Origin of the sequence: Phaeobacter sp. JH20_26, assembly GCF_048056275.1 — a bacterium.
GTDB classification, from domain to species: domain Bacteria; phylum Pseudomonadota; class Alphaproteobacteria; order Rhodobacterales; family Rhodobacteraceae; genus Phaeobacter; species Phaeobacter bryozoorum.
The window spans coordinates 910,674-928,223 of sequence record NZ_JAYMWL010000013.1; the positions used below are offsets into that span (position 1 = coordinate 910,674).

At 62.4% G+C, this 17,550-nt stretch carries 15 protein-coding genes; 5 read left to right on the plus strand and 10 right to left on the minus strand.

Annotated features, from left to right (window positions below; translation table 11 throughout):
- Window positions 1–149: 149 nt before the first annotated feature.
- From VWY60_RS10215 to VWY60_RS10240, 6 genes are all read right to left on the minus strand, one after another.
- Entirely contained in the window at window positions 150–932 is a 783-nt protein-coding gene (locus VWY60_RS10215) for a crotonase/enoyl-CoA hydratase family protein (RefSeq protein ID WP_416535937.1), read from the minus strand.
- Window positions 933–1,022: 90 nt separating this feature from the next.
- Window positions 1,023–1,883 carry a hydroxymethylglutaryl-CoA lyase gene (locus VWY60_RS10220; RefSeq protein ID WP_416540395.1) on the minus strand — a complete coding sequence of 287 codons (861 nt, stop codon included), beginning with the start codon at window positions 1,881–1,883 and terminating at the stop codon, window positions 1,023–1,025.
- A 91-nt stretch (window positions 1,884–1,974) separates the two neighbouring features.
- Entirely contained in the window at window positions 1,975–3,924 is a 1,950-nt protein-coding gene (locus tag VWY60_RS10225; RefSeq protein ID WP_416540396.1) for an acetyl/propionyl/methylcrotonyl-CoA carboxylase subunit alpha, read from the minus strand.
- A 90-nt stretch (window positions 3,925–4,014) separates the two neighbouring features.
- Window positions 4,015–5,619: a carboxyl transferase domain-containing protein gene (locus VWY60_RS10230; RefSeq protein ID WP_416540397.1), complete on the minus strand. Its 1,605-nt coding sequence runs from the start codon at window positions 5,617–5,619 to the stop codon at window positions 4,015–4,017.
- Window positions 5,616–5,936 carry a hypothetical protein gene (locus VWY60_RS10235; RefSeq protein WP_340545110.1) on the minus strand — a complete coding sequence of 107 codons (321 nt, stop codon included), beginning with the start codon at window positions 5,934–5,936 and terminating at the stop codon, window positions 5,616–5,618. The genes VWY60_RS10230 and VWY60_RS10235 overlap by 4 nt, the downstream gene beginning before the upstream one ends.
- A 152-nt stretch (window positions 5,937–6,088) precedes the next feature.
- Window positions 6,089–7,630, minus strand: coding sequence for an AMP-binding protein (locus VWY60_RS10240; RefSeq protein ID WP_416540398.1), 1,542 nt, complete (start codon window positions 7,628–7,630; stop codon window positions 6,089–6,091).
- 149 nt (window positions 7,631–7,779) lie between these two features.
- On the opposite strand from VWY60_RS10240, the gene VWY60_RS10245 reads away from it, so the two are divergent.
- Window positions 7,780–8,382, plus strand: coding sequence for an OmpW/AlkL family protein (locus VWY60_RS10245; RefSeq protein WP_416540399.1), 603 nt, complete (start codon window positions 7,780–7,782; stop codon window positions 8,380–8,382).
- A 152-nt stretch (window positions 8,383–8,534) separates the two neighbouring features.
- Here the strand turns inward: VWY60_RS10245 and VWY60_RS10250 are convergent, their stop codons facing one another.
- On the minus strand, window positions 8,535–9,695 hold the full coding sequence (locus VWY60_RS10250; protein WP_416540400.1) for an isovaleryl-CoA dehydrogenase: 1,161 nt from the start codon (window positions 9,693–9,695) through the stop codon (window positions 8,535–8,537).
- A gap of 198 nt (window positions 9,696–9,893) precedes the next feature.
- Here VWY60_RS10250 and VWY60_RS10255 point away from each other — a divergent pair, with 198 nt between their 5' ends.
- Window positions 9,894–10,958, plus strand: a complete 1,065-nt coding sequence (locus VWY60_RS10255) for a Hint domain-containing protein (protein WP_416540401.1) — start codon at window positions 9,894–9,896, stop codon at window positions 10,956–10,958.
- Between the two features lie 21 nt (window positions 10,959–10,979).
- On the opposite strand, the gene VWY60_RS10260 is transcribed toward VWY60_RS10255, so the two are convergent.
- Window positions 10,980–12,188: a DegT/DnrJ/EryC1/StrS family aminotransferase gene (locus VWY60_RS10260; RefSeq protein WP_340545105.1), complete on the minus strand. Its 1,209-nt coding sequence runs from the start codon at window positions 12,186–12,188 to the stop codon at window positions 10,980–10,982.
- 94 nt (window positions 12,189–12,282) lie between these two features.
- Window positions 12,283–12,948: an HAD-IA family hydrolase gene (locus VWY60_RS10265; protein ID WP_340545104.1), complete on the minus strand. Its 666-nt coding sequence runs from the start codon at window positions 12,946–12,948 to the stop codon at window positions 12,283–12,285.
- Window positions 12,949–13,080: 132 nt separating this feature from the next.
- On the opposite strand from VWY60_RS10265, the gene glmU reads away from it, so the two are divergent.
- Genes glmU through VWY60_RS10280 form a run of 3 tightly spaced genes read left to right on the plus strand, consistent with a single transcriptional unit; the run spans window position 13,081 to window position 16,960 of the window.
- Window positions 13,081–14,436, plus strand: a complete 1,356-nt coding sequence (glmU, locus tag VWY60_RS10270; RefSeq protein WP_416540402.1) for a bifunctional UDP-N-acetylglucosamine diphosphorylase/glucosamine-1-phosphate N-acetyltransferase GlmU — start codon at window positions 13,081–13,083, stop codon at window positions 14,434–14,436.
- Window positions 14,436–16,244 carry a glutamine--fructose-6-phosphate transaminase (isomerizing) gene (gene glmS, locus VWY60_RS10275; protein ID WP_340545102.1) on the plus strand — a complete coding sequence of 603 codons (1,809 nt, stop codon included), beginning with the start codon at window positions 14,436–14,438 and terminating at the stop codon, window positions 16,242–16,244. Before glmU ends, glmS begins: the two co-directional genes overlap by 1 nt.
- Window positions 16,241–16,960: a DNA alkylation repair protein gene (locus tag VWY60_RS10280; RefSeq protein WP_416540403.1), complete on the plus strand. Its 720-nt coding sequence runs from the start codon at window positions 16,241–16,243 to the stop codon at window positions 16,958–16,960. The genes glmS and VWY60_RS10280 overlap by 4 nt, the downstream gene beginning before the upstream one ends.
- A 117-nt stretch (window positions 16,961–17,077) precedes the next feature.
- On the opposite strand, the gene VWY60_RS10285 is transcribed toward VWY60_RS10280, so the two are convergent.
- Window positions 17,078–17,548, minus strand: a complete 471-nt coding sequence (locus VWY60_RS10285; RefSeq protein WP_416536798.1) for a hypothetical protein — start codon at window positions 17,546–17,548, stop codon at window positions 17,078–17,080.
- Window positions 17,549–17,550: the final 2 nt, after the last annotated feature.

Here is a 17,550-nt window from a genome sequence, read left to right on the forward strand (position 1 = left end):
GTCAACCAACGCATCGTTAATGGATAAACCTTCTGTAACGGGCGCGGCAGATCCACATCATGGGCCTTAAACCCTATTGTTTTCATAGGATAAGGCGTACCCGGCAAAAGGCACGCCCCAAGCGAAGAAATCAGGCATTTTTAACGGGGCTACCGCTGCCAGCTTGGTTTTTCCTTGGCAAAAAACGCGGCAATCCCTTCGGGTGCCTCCCGGCCTTCCCAGCGCTCCACCAATGCGGCAATCGTGTGATCAATCACCGCATCGTCGATTTTCGGCCCCAGATCACGTACCAATGCCTTTGCGGCCCCGACCGCCTCGGGCGCGCAGCTCAGATAGGGGGTCACCTCGGCCTCGATTGCGGCGTCCATCTCGCTGGCGGGCACGGTCCGCGCAAGAATCCCCAGATCGACCGCCTCATCAGCCCCGAACAGACGCGCCGACATAAAGACACGCCGCGCCCGCGCCTCACCCATGCGGGCGACGACATAGGGGCCAATCGTGGCCGGGATCAGGCCCAGCCGTGTCTCCGTAAGACCCATCTTGATGTGGTCGGCCCCAATCGCGACATCGCAGACACAGGCCATGCCGACACCGCCGCCAAAGGCATTGCCCTGAACCGCCCCAATCACCGGCTGCGGCAGGGTATTGATGGCCATCAGCATCTCCGCCAGAACCCTGGCTTCGCGCGCACGGGTTTCGGCATCCGCAGTCATCTGTGCCTGCATCCAGCCCAGATCGCCGCCCGCGCAGAAACTTTTGCCCGCCCCAGTGAGCACGACAACGCGCACCGACCGGTCCGCAGCCAGCGCAGCTGCGGCAGCCTTCAGCTCCTGTAGCATTTCGCCTGACATGGCGTTGTGCTTCTCGGGACGGTTGAGCATGAGGGTCGCAACACCCCGATCGTCGGTGGTCAGCGTGAGTGTGGTGTACATAGGGGTCGTCCTGCCTGTCCTGCTAGCAGCCCACTGCCGGCGGGCTGCGATTTTGGTTTCGGTCCGCTGTAGTTTACGCTTCGGTGTGAATCAGCTTCCGTCGCTGCGCATTGCCTGGGCCATCTTCGCCGCGTCCAGTAGCACAGAACCGTCAAGCCCCGTCTCGTAGCCAAGCCGCGTCAGATGCTCATGCACCGCCTCGGTTGCGACATTGCCTGCCGCCCCCGGCGCATAGGGGCAACCGCCCAGGCCGCCGACGGCCGCGTCAAACACCCGGACACCAAGCGAAAGCGACGCATCAATGTTGTCAATCGCCCGCCCCGCCGTGTCATGATAGTGCCCCGCCAAGCGGCTGACCGGCACCCGCTCACGCACCGCAAGCAACATGCGTGCAATCGAATCCGGTGTTGCCTGACCAATGGTGTCGCCCAGCGAAATCTCATAGCAGCCCATGGAAAACAGCCGATCCGCCAGCGCCGCAACAGCGTCGGGGTCCGTTGGCCCGTCAAACGGGCATTCGGTCACACAGGAGATATATCCGCGCACCGGCAGGTCGATATGGCGCGCGGCCTCTATGATTGGCGTGAACCGTTCGATGGATTCGGCCACGCTGGCGTTGATATTGGCCTTGGAGAACCCCTCCGACGCAGAGGCAAAGACCGCGATCTCATCCGCTTTGGCCGCCAAGGCATCCTCGTAACCGCGCATATTCGGCGTCAGCGCGGCATAGCGCACATCCGCCCCACGGTTGATCCCGGCGAGCACCTCGCCCGATCCGGCCATCTGCGGCACCCATTTGGGCGAGACAAAGCTCGCCACTTCAATCCGCCGGAAGCCCGCCTGCGTCAGGCGGTCGATCAGCGCGACCTTCTCCGATACCGGTATGTCCCGCTTTTCATTCTGCAAACCATCGCGTGGTCCGACTTCGAAAATCTCGACGCTTTCACCCACAGCACATCCTCCCAAGCTCAATTCACAAATCAAATGGCCCATCAGGCCGCAGGGCGCGGGCACGACCCGAGATCGCGCCCATGCCAGCCGTTTAGCTGTCCGCCTCCTCCAGGCGGACCAACGCGGCCCCCGCTTCGACCTGATCACCAGCCGAGGCCAGCACCTCGGCCACCACACCGTCGCGGGCCGCCAGAAGCGAGTGTTCCATTTTCATCGCCTCAAGGATAGCGAGTCGTTCACCTTCTTTGACGCTCTGGCCTGCTTCGGCAAAAACCGCCTTGACCAGACCGGGCATCGGGGCCTCGATCACATTCTGATCCCCGCCCGCTGCCGATGCGCGGTCCAGGGGGTCAATCACCTCGAACTCGAGGCCATAGCTATCAAATACGGTGATCGTATTGCCCGATTGGGCGATCGAGGGCAGACGATTACCGCCCAGCACCCAATGTCCACCGATCCTGGTGGCGCAGACCTGGGATTCGGGGTCCTGGGGGAACTCCCAGATCTGGCGATCCGGTCCATCCACCTCAACCGTGGCTTCAAACACATCACCCTGATGGCTGAGGTGAACGGAACGGCGCATATCGGACCAAAGGGTAAAGCCGGTCTCCCAGCCGCCCTCGAGGAGGCCAAGCGCCTGCATACCGGCGGCGGCCTTCTGCTCGGGCGTCACCCCAGGCGCCTGCACCAGCTGATCCAGATCGCGCGCGATAAGGCCCGTGTCGACGTTCCCCGCCGCAAAGCCCTCATGCGCCGCCAGCGCGCCAAGGAAGGCAAGGTTGGTCACCGTGCCGCCGACCTCGGTTGCCGCCAGCGCCTGCGACAGGCGCGACAGGGCGATTGCGCGGGTGGGACCATGTACGATCACCTTCGAGATCATCGGATCATACCAGGGGCTGATGGTATCCCCTGCCCTGACACCGCTGTCGGCGCGGGCCTCAGCCGGGAAGGACAGATGCGTCAGCGTGCCGGTTGCGGGCAGGAAGCCCTTGGGCACGTCTTCGGCGTAAAGCCGTGCCTCAAACGCATGGCCGGTGATGGTGAGGTCTTCCTGTTTGGCAGGCAGGCTCTCGCCCGATGCAACCCGCAGCTGCCATTCCACCAGATCAACGCCAGTGATCAGCTCGGTCACTGGATGCTCCACCTGCAGGCGGGTGTTCATTTCCATGAACCAGAACCCGTCAGGGCGCAGCCCGTCAGAGCCGTCAACGATGAACTCAACCGTGCCCGCGCCCTTGTAGCCGATGGCTTCGGCCGCGCGCACGCCCGCCTCGCCCATCGCGGCGCGCATTTCTGCGGTCATGCCCGGCGCGGGGGCTTCCTCGATCACCTTCTGATGGCGGCGTTGCAGGGAGCAGTCGCGCTCGAACAGATACACGGCACTTTTGCCGTCGCCAAAAACCTGCACCTCGATATGGCGCGGCTGCTGGATGTATTTCTCGATCAGCACATCGGGGTTGCCAAAGGCGGTGGTGGCCTCGCCCTGCGCGCTTTTGAGCGCGTCGGCGAAATCGGCAGGTTTCTCAACCAGCCGCATCCCCTTGCCGCCGCCACCGGCAACTGCCTTGATCAGCACCGGATAGCCAATCTGATCCGCCTGATCCCTGAGGAAATCGGCATCCTGATTGGCGCCGTGATAGCCCGGGACCACCGGCACGCCAGCCGCCTCCATCAGCACTTTGGCGGCGTCTTTCAGACCCATCTTGCGGATCGCCTCCGCAGAAGGGCCGATGAAGGTAAGGCCCGCAGCCTCTACCGCATCCACAAAGCCCGGGTTCTCCGAAAGAAACCCATAACCGGGGTGGATGGCCTGCGCACCGGTCGCCTTGGCGATTGCGATGATCTCATCGCCGAGGAGATAGCTGTCGGCCGGCGCCGGGCCATGCCCGATGTGGCAGGCCTCATCCGCCATGGCGACATGCTTTGCGCCACGATCGGCGTCGGAATAGACCGCCACGGTTTTCACGCCCATGACGCGGGCGGTTTCCATCACACGGCAGGCGATCTCGCCGCGATTGGCAATCAGGATTTTGTCAAACATGGGGTTGGTCCTTTGTCTGGAGCTCTGGACCGGGGGCTGCCTGCCCCCGGACCCCCGGGGATATTTTGGGCCAGAAGAAACGCGGGGCGCTTACATCCGGAAGACGCCGAATTTGGTCTCTTCGATCGGGGCGTTCAGGGCGGCACTCAGCGACAGGGCCAGCACGTCGCGGCTCTTGCGCGGGTCGATGATGCCGTCGTCCCAAAGCCGCGCCGAGGCGTAAAGCGGGTGGCTCTGCTCCTCGAACATCTCGATGGTGGGGCGTTTGAACTCGGCCTCGTCCTCAGTGCTCCAGCTGCCGCCCATACGTTCGATCGCGTCACGTTTCACTGTCGCCAGCACGCCCGCCGCCTGCTCGCCACCCATCACCGAGATACGGGAATTCGGCCAGGTCCACAGGAAACGCGGGGAATAGGCGCGGCCCGACATGCCGTAATTGCCGGCACCGAAGGAGCCGCCAACCAGCATCGTAACCTTCGGCACATTGGTGGTGGCAACCGCTGTCACCATCTTGGCGCCGTGGCGGGCAATGCCTTCGTTTTCATATTTGCGGCCGACCATGAAGCCGGTGATGTTCTGCAGGAACACCAGCGGGATCTTGCGCTGGGAGCACAGCTCCACGAAATGCGCGCCTTTCTGGGCGGCTTCGGAGAACAGGACACCGTTGTTGGCGATGATGCCGACCGGGCAGCCCTTCACATGGGCAAAGCCGGTCACAAGGGTCTCGCCAAAGCGCGGCTTGAACTCATCAAAGCGCGAGCCATCGACCAGCCGCGCAATCACCTCGCGGATGTCATAAGGCGTGCGCAGATCGCCCGGCACCACGCCGAGGATTTCCTCGGGGTCGTAGGCGGGTTCCTCTGGGCTGGCCCAGTTCACTGTCAACGGCTTGGTGATATTCAGCGATTGCACCGCGCGCCGCGCCAGTGCCAGCGCATGGGCATCATCCTCGGCGAGGTAATCCGCCACACCGGAGAGGCGCGTGTGCACATCGCCGCCACCCAGATCCTCGGCGCTGACCACCTCGCCCGTGGCGGCCTTCACCAGCGGCGGGCCCGCGAGGAAGATGGTGCCCTGCTCCTTCACGATGATGGTGACATCCGACATCGCCGGCACATAGGCACCGCCCGCAGTGCAGGAGCCCATGACGACGGCAATCTGCGGGATGCCCTTGGCCGACATCCGCGCCTGATTGTAGAAGATGCGCCCGAAGTGGTCACGGTCGGGGAAGACCTCATCCTGGTTGGGCAGGTTGGCACCACCCGAGTCGACCAGGTAGATGCAGGGCAAACGGTTTTCCTCGGCAATCTCCTGCGCGCGCAGGTGCTTCTTCACCGTCATCGGGTAATAGGTGCCGCCCTTCACGGTGGCGTCGTTGCAGACCACCATGACCTCCTGGCCGTGAACCCGACCGATGCCCGCGATCACGCCCGCCGCAGGAGCGGCGCCGTCATACATGGCATGCGCCGCAGTGGCGCCGATCTCCAAAAACGGAGAGCCGGGGTCCAAGAGGTTCGCCACTCGGCGGCGCGGCAGCATCTTGCCGCGGCCTTCGTGCCGGGCACGGGACTTCTCGCCGCCCCCCATACGCGCGGCCTCTGCCGCCTCGCTGATCTGCGCGAGCGCGTCCAGATGCGCCTCGCGGTTCTGTTTGAAGCCTTCCGAGGAAGGCATCGCCTTGGAATTGAGTTTCATTTCACATCCAATTCATTTGCTACACCGGCAGTGCGTGCCAATTCGCGAGCCGTGCTCCATCGCAACACGACTTTCAGGGTTTCACACATAAATTTCGTCATCTGCGCGCAGTTGGGGGCCAACTCATCGTTCATAAGCGTTGCCAATCTCTGATGATACGATTGCTCCAAGAAGGCGTCAGACAACGATGCCTGTTCAGGAAGTACCGCTGCGATCGCCTCAGTTCGACCTCGAATATGGAGGGTCAGCTCCTCAATGCAGGGCCGCCTTTCATCATACAGCCTCCCATATTCGCAATAGTCGTATGCGGTGGACATACACCGACGATCCATCTCACTGGCAATGTGAGTGCTCGAAAGGGCAGTACAACGGTCAAACCAAAGTGGCACATCGAGTTGCTCTGGTGCTTTCTGCGCAGCTGCACCGGCGGCGCCTGCGATCAGAAGAGCCGATATTGCGAGTTGCCTTATCAATTCACCTCCCCCGCTGCCCGCGCCTTCAGTTCCTTGCGGATCACCTTACCGGTCACAGTCATAGGTAGGGCGTTCAAGAACTCCACTTCGCGTGGGTAAGAATACTTTGCCAAACGGGATTTGACGTAGTCCTGCAGATCTTTCTCGGATGGTGAGTGACCGGGTTTCAGCACCACATAGGCCTTCACGATTTCGGTGCGCAGCTCGTCCGGCTTACCCACCACACCCACGGTTGCCACGGCCGGGTGGGTCATCAGACAATCCTCAATCTCCGCTGGGCCGATGCGATAGCCAGCGGAGGTAATGACATCATCCTCACGCCCGACAAAGCGCAGATAGTCGCCCTCCCAGATGCCGCGATCCCCGGTGACCAGCCAGTCGCCATGAAATTTTTCAGCCGTCGCGTCGGGGCGGTTCCAGTATTCAAGCATCATCGACGCCGCGCCCCGGCGCACGGCGACATCGCCCTCAGCAAGCGTGGGGGTGCCGTCGGCGTCGATCACCTCGACCACGCACCCCGGAACCGGCCTGCCAATACAGCCCGGACGGACCGGGAAATCAGCGGCGCAGGAGGAAACCGTCATATTGCATTCGGTCTGACCGTAGAATTCGTTGATGGTCACGCCCAGGCTCCGCTGGCCCCAGGCGAGCATCTCTGCGCCCAGGGGCTCTCCACCAGACGCGACCGAGCGCAGACCGTCGAGCCCCTGCCCCGCCGCCTTCAGCAGGCGCAATGCGGTCGGCGGGAAGAAGACGTTGCGCACGTCCCCCCGGCGGATGATGTCGGCGCAAGCCTCCGGCGTAAATTTGTCCAACCGTGCGGCGACAACAGCGACGCCCAGCGCCAGACCCGGCATCAGCACATCGAACAGACCGCCGATCCAGGCCCAGTCCGCAGGGGTCCAGAGGCAATCGCCAGGTTGGCCGAGATGATCATGGCTGATCGCAACACCAGGAAGATGGCCCGACAAAACCCGGTGCCCGTGCAATGCCCCCTTGGCGCTGCCTGTGGTGCCGGAGGTGTAGATCAACACCGCTGGCGTCTCCGGGGTGGTTTCGGCATAGGGCAGCAGATCGCCATTGTGCGCCGGGGTTTTGGTCAGGACCTCCTCCACCAGAAGCGGCTGTGCCAGCTCACCCAGCTGGGCGGCCCCAGCCGTATCGGTCAGCACAAGGTCCAATCCGGCATCGCCGATGCGTGAGGCCAGCGCATCCTGCTGGAACAGCTTGAACAACGGCACCGAGATGGCACCAATCTTCCAGATCGCCAGATGCGCAACTGCGCAGCCGACAGACTGGCTCAGCAGTACACCGACACGATCTCCGGGGGCGACCTGCGCCGACAGGTGGCGGGCCAGCAGGTCCACCTGTCCACGCAGCATCCCGTAGGTCACATCCCGGCGGTCTGCGGTTGTGAGATCAATCAGCGCAAGCGCATCGTCCGGGTGGTCCAGAGCTTGTTCAGCCATGTTGAGGCGCGCAGGAAACGCCCAGCCGCCTGCGGCCGTCAACCCGGGATATGTCGTCTGCTTGATCATTAACAGCCCCTCGCAGGTTGCATGGCCGCCATGCGTTTTTTCACTGCATTCCCAAGGGGAAAGCCCGCGCGGGTTTGATCCAGATCAGTGTGACACCCGGCGGATGAGCGCATAGATCCCCCGTACACGAAAGAAGAGGGATAGTCCCAATGACCCGTATGGTTTCCGCCCTGGCTCTTAGCGCTGCACTGGCAGCCCTGGCCGGCCCCGCCCTTGCCCAGTCCCAGGGGGATTGGACCCTTGGCATCGGCATCGCCAACGTCAATCCGAAATCCGACAATGGTACGCTCGCCGGTGCTGCTGCCACGATTGACGACGATACTGCTCTGACCTTCACCGCGGAGTACTTCATCCGCGACAACATCGGGATTGAACTTCTGGCCGCCAGCCCGTTCGAACATGATATTTCTTTGAACGGCGCCTATATCGCGACTACGAAGCATCTGCCGCCGACCCTGTCGGTCAACTATCACTTCCCGACGCAGACTAAGTTCAAACCCTTTGTCGGCGTTGGTATCAACTACACGACCTTCTTTGAGGAAAGCTCGCCCGCGGGGGTTATTTCGCTTGATGACAGCGTCGGGCTGGCACTGAACCTTGGCGCCGACTGGCAGATCTCGGATCGTGGCGCATTGCGGGTGAACGTCCGCTACATGGATATCGAAACCGATGTGACCCTGAACGGCACCAGGATCGGCACCGCCGAGATTGATCCGGTCACTGTTGGGTTTGGCTACGTTCACCGTTTCTGATCCCTTTGACGAGTAACTGATTAGAACGAGTGGTTCAGGGAGAGGCGGCGCACCTTATGGGGCGCCGCTTTCTCTGTCTTGCGCCTTGCAGGCGTGTTGCATCACCAAGCCGCAAGACAGCAGTCACCCGGGGCATCTGCCCCGGTGTCGGCTTACATCTGGCCCATCAGCTCGCGGCCGATCAACATCCGGCGGATCTCCGAGGTGCCCGCGCCAATCTCCATCAGCTTGGCATCCCGGAAGATACGGCCCACTGGGTTGTCGGAGAGATAGCCCGCCCCACCAAAGGCCTGCACCGCCTGATGCGCCTGCGTCATGGCCACCTCAGAGGCGTAAAGACAGCAGGCGGCGGCATCCTGGCGGGTCACGGTCCCCTTGTCGCAGGCTTTTGCCACTTCGTAGACATAAGCCCGCGCGGTGTTCATCGCGGTATACATGTCGGCGATCTTGCCCTGCATCAGCTGGAAGTTTCCAATCGGCTGGCCGAATTGTTTGCGTTCTTTCATGTAGGGCATCATCTCATCCATGCAGGCGGCCATGATGCCAGTGCCGATGCCCGCCAAAACGACGCGCTCATAGTCGAGACCAGACATCAGGACGCGCACGCCCTTGCCTTCTTCACCCAGCACATTCTCAAATGGGACCTCGACGTCTTCGAACACCAGTTCGGCGGTGTTGGAGCCGCGCATCCCCAGCTTGTCAAAATGCGGCGAGGTCGAGAAGCCCTTGAATTCCTTTTCGATCAGGAAGGCTGTGATCCCCTTGGATCCCGCTTCGGGGTCGGTCTTGGCATAGACCACCAGCGTGTCGGCATCGGGACCGTTCGTGATCCAGTATTTATTGCCGTTCAGGCGGTAGTGATCATTGCGCTTCTCCGCGCGCAGGCTCATCGAGACGACATCGGAACCGGCGCCTGCCTCGGACATGGCCAACGCGCCGACGTGTTCGCCGGAAATCAGCCGCGGCAGGTATTTTGCCTTTTGTTCGGCATTGCCGTTGAGCTTGATCTGATTGACGCAGAGATTCGAATGCGCGCCATAAGACAGCGACACCGAGGCGCTGGCCCGGGCGATCTCCTCAACCGCGACGGTATGGGCCAGATAGGACATGCCGGCACCGCCGAATTCCTCAGGCACGGTGATACCCAGCAATCCCAGCTCACCCATCTCCTGCCATAGCTCGGCGGGGAATTCGTTTTTCTGATCAATCTCCTGCGCCATTGGCTTGACGCGCTCCTGCGCCCAGCGGTGCACCATGTCGCGCAGGGCATTCACATCTTCGCCCAAATCAAAGGTCATGCTTGCGTTAAACATCGTTTTCTCCCGAAGTCGCCGGTTATTGAACAGTTGTTCATTAATAGCCACATCCCTGGCCTTCAGTCAATAAGATGACACCTCAGCGTGCAGAAATAATCTGCGTATACCCGCCGCCACGGCGGTGCGATTGCCACACTGGCGCCTTACTTTGCGATTAACGCATTGTTTACCAAAAGCAGGCAGAGGCCCAGCGCGATGCAAAATCTGATCATCAACGGAACATTTGACAGCGGCTCCGCCAATTGGAGCGGCACCGACCTGGAGGCCAGCAATACAGAGAGCGCCTATCTCGGGAATGGCTCATCCAATCGCGTAGCCGAAATGGACGGTCAATCCGGCCAGACCACCGTGATGGAGCAGAGTTTTACCGTCACTGCTCCGATCCAGACCACGCTGACGCTGGACGCCGCCCTGCGCACCGCCTCGCTGAGTCAGGCGGGCACCGAGGGATTTACCGTCGAAATTCTGGATGCGAGCGGAGCCGTTATCGCCTCCATGTCGGTGCTGCCGACCACCAGCAGCTTTACCCAGGCCAGCCTGAATGTGAACTTCACCAGCCCCGGAGACTACACGCTGCGCCTGACCGAACTTGGCAGCGACGATAGTCTCGGCGCGATCGTCGACAATATCTCGCTCTTGGTATGCTTCTGCAATGGCACCCTGATCGAAACGGCCGACGGTCCCCGCGCCATCGAAACCCTCACGCCGGGCGACATGGTCATGACCGAGGACGGGCTGAAGCCGCTGCGCTGGATTGGCAGGCGGCGTGTCTCGGCGAACGAGATGAGGGACGACCCCAGGCTCCGCCCGGTGCGGATCGAGGCCGGCGCCCTCGGGCCGGGACTGCCCAAGAAACCGCTGCTGGTCTCGCGGCAGCATCGGATGCTGATCCGATCACGCGTGGCGCAGCGCATGTTTGGCCAATTCGAGGTGCTGATCCCGGCCATTCGCCTTACGGCCCTGCCGGGGATCTATGTATCCGCACCGCAGGAGGGCATCGCCTATTTCCACATGCTGTTCGACAACCACGAGATCGTTCTCGCCAATGGTGCCCCCAGCGAAAGCCTGCTGGTCACCGAACCGTCGCTGGCCGCCCTCTCCCCCGCCGCGCGGCAGGAGTTGAAACAGCTGTTTCCGGATCTGGTTGGCGCGGCCCAGCACGGCCCTGCCAGCGCCAGACCCATCCCGCCACAGCCCAGACAAAAGCGGCTTCTGGAACGGATCGGCAAAAACAATCGCGCTGTCGTGGATCCTATCTGAGCCGAGCAGCCAGCCGACCCGTCAGCGCTCTCCGGCCTGGAACACCGCCGCCACCTCAGCCCGGATGATGCGCGCGATCTGCGCACAGTCGGAAAGCGAGAAGGTCAATGGCACCCGCATGTCGATGATCCCGTGCAGCACACGATCACTTGCGGGCATTGCCGGTGCCGCCGCATAGCGCCAGCTGTCATAGCGGGAGGTGAATGCGACCGGCTCAGCCGCACCAAACCATTTGAGTTCGACCCCGCGAGCGCTGCACCGGCGCAGCACCTCACGGATCTTGTCAGCCGACCAGTCCAGCAGCAGGAACTGGATGGAGGAGCCGACATATAGCTCCGCTTGCGGGCGTTCGACGACCTGCAGGCCGGGCGTGTCTCGCAGCCCTGTCTCGATCTGCTGATAGCGTTCGTTCCAGCGCTGCACCTGCTGGTCCAGTTGCCGCAGCTGCGGGCGCAGGATCGCAGCGCGCAGGTTGTCCATACGGCCCGAAATATTGGGGGTTTCATATTTGATCCGCTCGAACACCTCAGGTCCGGGCGCAGCCCGATGCCGTGAGTAGAGCATATAAGACCCCGACAGCATGATGGCGCGGGCCGCGATTTCGGGGTCCGAGGTGATCATCAGACCACCCTCTCCCGAGTTGACGTGCTTATAGGTCTGGCAGGAATAGCAGCCAACAGCGCCATGACGGCCGGACAGTACCCCGTTCCACCGCGCCCCCATGGTATGGGCGCAGTCCTCGATCACGGTGACACCCGCAGCATCGCAAATGGCCATCAACCGATCCATATCGCAAAGATGCCCCCGCATATGCGACAGCATTAGAACCTTTGGGTGACCATCCGCCGCCAGCTGACGCTCAAGATCCTCAAGATCAAGGGTCAGCGCTTCGGTTACCCCGACATAGACCGGCTGTGCGCCAACAGCGGCAATCGACCCCGGTACCGGCGCGAGGGTGAAGGCATTGGTCAGCACCCTGTCGCCAGGCCGCACCCCGACCGCGCGCAGGGCGGTTGCCAGCGCATAGCCCCCCGACGCCACGGCCAGGGCATAGGGCGCGCCCATCTGTGCCGCAAATTCCTCTTCCAGCAGGGTTACCTCGCCCGCCTCATCCGCCACCACATTGTAGCGATGCAGGCGTCCGTGGCGCATCACCGCGACGGCGGCTTCGATGGCGTCTTCGGGGATGGGTTCCTGCTGGGTAAAGCTACCGCTGAATATCTCTGTCATGGTGTTTTTGTCTGCCCCTGATCACACGAGGTCAAGCCCTGCCATGGAACCACCCGAGAAGACGGCGACGATGTCATGACGACATCGCCTGACATCAAAGAGGCAGCAAGCGGGCCGCCAGTGCCGGAAGATCCTCAAAACGCTGTAACAGCGCCTCGGGGCGCAGCGCCTCAAGGTCGTCGCCGGACGGACCAAAGGTCACCAGCACCGAGGCCACCCCGGCCGCTGCCGAGGTCTTGCGGTCGGTGTCCGTATCACCGATCAGAATGGTACGCTCAGGATCACCCCCGGCCCGCCGGGCAGCCTCCCGCAGCGGCTCCGGGTCAGGCTTGCGCACCGGCAGCGTATCCGCCCCGACCAGAGAGTGGAACGCATCACGTACGCCCAGACTCTGCATCAGCTTCTCCGCCAGCGCCTCCGGCTTGTTGGTGCAGATCCCCACCCGGAACCCGTCGGTTTTCAACTGCTCCACCGCCGCCATGGCGCCCGGATACAACACCGTGTGATGGTCAATCGCATCACGGTAATACTCCAGAAGCCGCGGATAGTATTCCTCGACGGTTTCTTCACGATACTCCCCGGCGCGTTTCAGCCCGGTGGTCAACATGCTCTTGCCGCCGCGCAGGGCAACCGCAGCATCCCGTGGCAAGGTCAGCAGGTCCCCCAGTCCCATCTGACGGAAACAGGCATTCGCCGCAGCCAGAAGATCACCGGATGTATCCGCCAAAGTACCATCGAGATCGAAGATAACCGTTCGCATATCTGCCCTCTCTCGGCGCGTTTCCGCCACCGCTTGTTGCAAGCCGCAACCTTGTTTGATGGCGCTTTGCCTTGCGCGCCTGCTGTTAGCGGATAAAACGGGGGCGCTGAAAAGACAAAGAGAAAACATCACATGAGCACCGCCCTCGTCATTCTGGCCGCAGGCAAAGGCACCCGGATGAACTCCGACCTGCCCAAGGTTTTGCATCCCATTGCCCACGCCCCGATGCTGGAACATACGCTGTCCGCCGGTCGCGCGCTGGCCCCCGAGCGCACCATCGTGGTGGCCGGCCACGGCGCGGATTATGTACGGGCAGCCCTGGCCGATATCGACGAAGATGTCGAAATTGTCGTTCAGGACGAACAGCTTGGCACAGCTCATGCCGTCGCGCAGGCGCGTGAGGCACTGACCGGTTTCGAGGGCGATATCGTCGTGCTTTATGGCGACACGCCCTTTGTCAGCGCCGAAACGCTCGAACATATGATCGCCGCACGGCAGAACGCCGATCTGGTGGTTCTGGGCTTCACCGCAGCTGATCCGGCACGCTATGGCCGCCTGGTCATGAATGGCGACAGCCTGGAACGTATTGTCGAATACAAGGACGCAACCGAGGCCGAGCGCGCGATTGATTTCTGCAATTCCGGGCTGATGGCCGGCAATGCGGAGCAGATGTTTGCGTTGATTGACCGTGTCGACAGCGCCAATGCCTCCGGCGAGTATTATCTCACTGATCTTGTGGAGCTGGCCTGCGCCGATGGGCTTCGGGTCACTGCGGTCTCCTGCGACGAGGCCGAGACCCTTGGCATCAATTCCCGCGCGGATCTGGCCGAAGCCGACCGCATCTTCCAGCGCCGTGCACGTGCCGCGCTGATGGAGGATGGCGTCACGCTGATGGATCCTGAGACGGTCTATCTGGCCTTTGACACCGTCATCGGCCGCGACACGATCATCGAGCCCAGTGTTGTCTTCGGCCCCGATGTCACGGTCGAAAGCGGTGTCTTCATCCGATCATTCTCACATTTTGAGGGCTGCCATATCTCGCGCGGCTCCAAGGTCGGCCCCTATGCCCGCCTGCGCCCCGGTGCAGAGCTGGCAGAGAACACCCACATCGGCAATTTCGTTGAGATCAAGAATGCTGAAATTGCCGAGGGCGCCAAGGTCAACCACCTCAGCTACATCGGCGATGCCAGCGTTGGTGCCGGTACCAATATCGGCGCGGGAACGATCACCTGCAACTACGACGGCGTGATGAAACACCGGACCGAAATCGGAGCGGGTGCCTTTATCGGGTCCAACACCATGCTGGTGGCCCCGGTGCGCGTCGGCAATCAGGCCATGACCGCGACCGGAGCCGTGATCACGAAATCCGTCGAGGACGGCGCATTGGCCATTGCGCGCGCCGAGCAACAGAACAAACCTGGGCGGGCGCGCAAGCTGATGGACATGCTGCGCGCCAAGAAGGCCCGTCTTGGCAAAGGAGCCGAATAATGTGTGGCATCGTCGGCGTTCTTGGCAATCATGAAGCGGCCCCAATCCTGGTCAAGGCTCTCGAGCGGCTGGAGTACCGCGGCTATGACAGCGCCGGGATCGCCACCGTCAGTGACGGCGCGCTGGACCGCCGCCGTGCGGTGGGAAAGCTGGTGAACCTTTCCGATCTTCTTGTTCATGAACCGCTGCGCGGCAAATCCGGTATCGGCCATACCCGCTGGGCCACCCATGGGGCGCCGACGGTCAGCAACGCCCACCCGCATCGGGCCGGCAGGGTTGCCGTTGTCCACAATGGCATCATCGAGAACTTCAAAGAGCTGCGTGTGGAGCTGGGTCAGAAAGGCATCACTTTTGAGACCGAGACAGATACCGAAACCGTCGCCCTGCTCTGCGAGGCGCTGATCAGCGACGGCAAGTCCCCGGTCGAAGCGGCGCGCGAAACCGTGTCGCGTCTGGACGGAGCGTTTGCCCTGGCCTTCCTGTTTGAGGGCGAAGAGGATCTGATGATCGCCACCCGCAAGGGTTCGCCGCTTGCCATCGGCCATGGCGAGGGCGAAATGTTCGTCGGGTCGGACGCGATAGCGCTGGCTCCGTTCACCGACCAGATCACCTATCTGGAAGAAGGCGATTTTGCGGTACTGACCCGGACCAGCCTCGATATCTGGGACCAGCGCGGCGCCATCGCCAACCGCGAAAAACGCCAGATCCAGCTGGCAAATGCGCGCGTCGACAAGGACGGCCACAAGCATTTCATGGCCAAGGAAATCGCCGAACAGCCGGTTGCCATTGACCGCGCGCTGAAAGCCTATCTGAGCGAGGATGGCCAGCTGGCGCTGCCGTCCGAGCTGGACTTCACCAGGATCGAGCGGCTGACCATGGTGGCCTGTGGCACCGCCTATTATGCCTGTATGGTTGCGAAATACTGGTTCGAACAGATCGCCCGGATGCCGGTCGAAGTCGATGTCGCCTCTGAGTTCCGCTACCGCGAGCCGCCGGTGTCGGAGAAGACGATGGCGCTGTTTGTGTCACAATCGGGAGAGACCGCCGACACCCTGGCCGCCCTGCGCTACATGGACGGCAAGGCGCAGCAGATCGTGGGGCTGGTCAATGTCCCCGAAAGCTCCATCGCGCGGGAAAGCGATGTGCTTCTGCCGCTGCACGCCGGCCCGGAAATCTCTGTTGCCTCGACCAAGGCATTTACCTGCCAGCTGACCATCCTGCTGCTGCTCGCCCTGCGGGCGGCCCAACAGCGCGGCATCGCCCTGCCTGCCGGAATGCCCGACGATCTGCGCGCGCTGCCCGGTCTGATCAACCAGTCACTGACGGGCGCCAAGCAGATCACCGCTACGGCACGCGGGCTGGCGAAGGCACGGGATATCATCTTCCTCGGGCGGGGGCAGCTCTATCCGCTGGCGCTGGAAGGCGCGTTGAAGCTCAAGGAGCTGAGCTATATCCATGCCGAAGGCTACGCCAGCGGCGAGCTGAAACACGGCCCCATCGCGCTCATTGACGAGAAGGTGCCGGTGGTGGTTCTGGCGCCGCGTGATGCACTGTTCGACAAGACAGTGTCAAACATGCAGGAGGTCATGGCACGCGGGGGCAAGGTGATCCTGGTGACCGACACCGAAGGCGCCAAGATCGCCGGTGATGGCACCCATGAGGTGATCGTGATGCCGCAGGTGCCCGATGCGCTGGCCCCGATCCTCTATGCGGTGCCGGCGCAGCAGATCGCCTATTACACCGCAATCGCCAAGGGCACCGATGTGGACCAGCCCCGCAATCTCGCAAAATCGGTGACAGTGGAATGAGCGATCTGACACTGGAGGTGGCACTGGCCGCGCTGGAGAGCGCCGCCGAGCCTGCGCGCGCGGCTCAGATGGCCAGCTATCACAAGCAGAAGCGCGTTGTGCTGGGGGTTCCGAATCCCACCATCAACAGCCTGAGCCAGGAGTGGCGCAAGCAGCTGAGTTCGGGCGACGATGGGGTTGCCGCGCGCTGCGCGCTGGCGCAAGAGCTCTGGGCCAGCGATGTGTTCGAAGCGCGCATCGCGGCGGCAAAGCTGCTGACACAGGCGCGGATCAGGGACGACGCACCGGTCTGGGACCTGCTGCAAAGCTGGCTGCCGGATTTTGACAGCTGGGCCATTGCAGACCACGCAGCCTCGGCCATCCAGAAACGCCTTCAGGCTGAGCCCGCACGTCTGGATATCGTCGAGGGCTGGACCGGCTCTGATCACATGTGGACCCGCCGGGCAGCCCTGGTTGCCACCCTGCCCTGGGCCAAGCTGCCCAACCCAAAAGCTGAAGAACTGGCCGCACGCGAGCGGATCCTCGGCTGGGCCGCTGGCTACGTGCCGGATCGCAACTGGTTCATTCAGAAATCCATCGCCTGGTGGCTGCGCGATCTGAGCAAACATGACGCTGAGCGCACCCGCGCATTCCTTACCGAACATGGCGCAGCGATGAAGCCCTTTGCCCGCAAGGAAGCGGCCAAACATCTGCCTGCTGCCAGTCACGCCGACTGAACCGCGCAGGCAGGAATCTCGCAACAGCTGTTACCAACAAAATAGGCGCGCAGGAGATATCCTTCGCGCCATTTCTTTTTTGGGGGGGCTCGCCGGAGGTGACAACCTCAGGGCCGATCAGGCGGCAGGCAGGACCTCAACTTCGACCAGCTCCGTCAGCGGCAGCCCAAGTGCGCGCATCGCATCAATCGAAAGCCGACTTCCGGCGCCGGTATCCCCGCCGATGGGACGCAGAGTCAGCGTGACCTCGGTGCCCCGAGGCGAGCGCACGCGCGCCACCTGCGCACTATCGACCAAAGGCGTATCCATCCACAGACCGGGCTGCGAGGGATCCCCGAGGCTGGCCACGGTTGAGGCGCGCCCGGTATAGCCCGCAGCCGCGCCGACCGGGGCAACCGAACCGTTCGCAGCGTCCAGCGGTGTCTGTTCGACACCCGGCGCCGGCGGGACCGTAGCGGCCGTATCACTGACCGGATCACCAACCGGGCCAGAGGGTCTACCCCCACCCAGAACCGAGGAATTCCACTGCAACTGGCCACAGGCTCCAAGCAGCACGACAGACGACAGGATCAAAACAGAATAACGCATAT

Bases quoted from the DNA above. Each gene is read 5' to 3' on its own strand.
- VWY60_RS10285 (WP_416536798.1), bottom strand. From the start codon at position 17,548: ATGCGTTATTCTGTTTTGATCCTGTCGTCTGTCGTGCTGCTTGGAGCC.
- VWY60_RS10235 (WP_340545110.1), bottom strand. From the start codon at position 5,936: ATGTCCACCGCATACGACTATTGCGAATATGGGAGGCTGTATGATGAA.
- VWY60_RS10230 (WP_416540397.1), bottom strand. From the start codon at position 5,619: ATGAAACTCAATTCCAAGGCGATGCCTTCCTCGGAAGGCTTCAAACAG.
- VWY60_RS10225 (WP_416540396.1), bottom strand. From the start codon at position 3,924: ATGTTTGACAAAATCCTGATTGCCAATCGCGGCGAGATCGCCTGCCGT.
- glmU (WP_416540402.1), top strand. From the start codon at position 13,081: ATGAGCACCGCCCTCGTCATTCTGGCCGCAGGCAAAGGCACCCGGATG.
- VWY60_RS10240 (WP_416540398.1), bottom strand. From the start codon at position 7,630: ATGATCAAGCAGACGACATATCCCGGGTTGACGGCCGCAGGCGGCTGG.
- glmS (WP_340545102.1), top strand. From the start codon at position 14,436: ATGTGTGGCATCGTCGGCGTTCTTGGCAATCATGAAGCGGCCCCAATC.
- VWY60_RS10250 (WP_416540400.1), bottom strand. From the start codon at position 9,695: ATGTTTAACGCAAGCATGACCTTTGATTTGGGCGAAGATGTGAATGCC.
- VWY60_RS10255 (WP_416540401.1), top strand. From the start codon at position 9,894: ATGCAAAATCTGATCATCAACGGAACATTTGACAGCGGCTCCGCCAAT.
- VWY60_RS10215 (WP_416535937.1), bottom strand. From the start codon at position 932: ATGTACACCACACTCACGCTGACCACCGACGATCGGGGTGTTGCGACC.
- VWY60_RS10245 (WP_416540399.1), top strand. From the start codon at position 7,780: ATGACCCGTATGGTTTCCGCCCTGGCTCTTAGCGCTGCACTGGCAGCC.
- VWY60_RS10280 (WP_416540403.1), top strand. From the start codon at position 16,241: ATGAGCGATCTGACACTGGAGGTGGCACTGGCCGCGCTGGAGAGCGCC.
- VWY60_RS10265 (WP_340545104.1), bottom strand. From the start codon at position 12,948: ATGCGAACGGTTATCTTCGATCTCGATGGTACTTTGGCGGATACATCC.
- VWY60_RS10260 (WP_340545105.1), bottom strand. From the start codon at position 12,188: ATGACAGAGATATTCAGCGGTAGCTTTACCCAGCAGGAACCCATCCCC.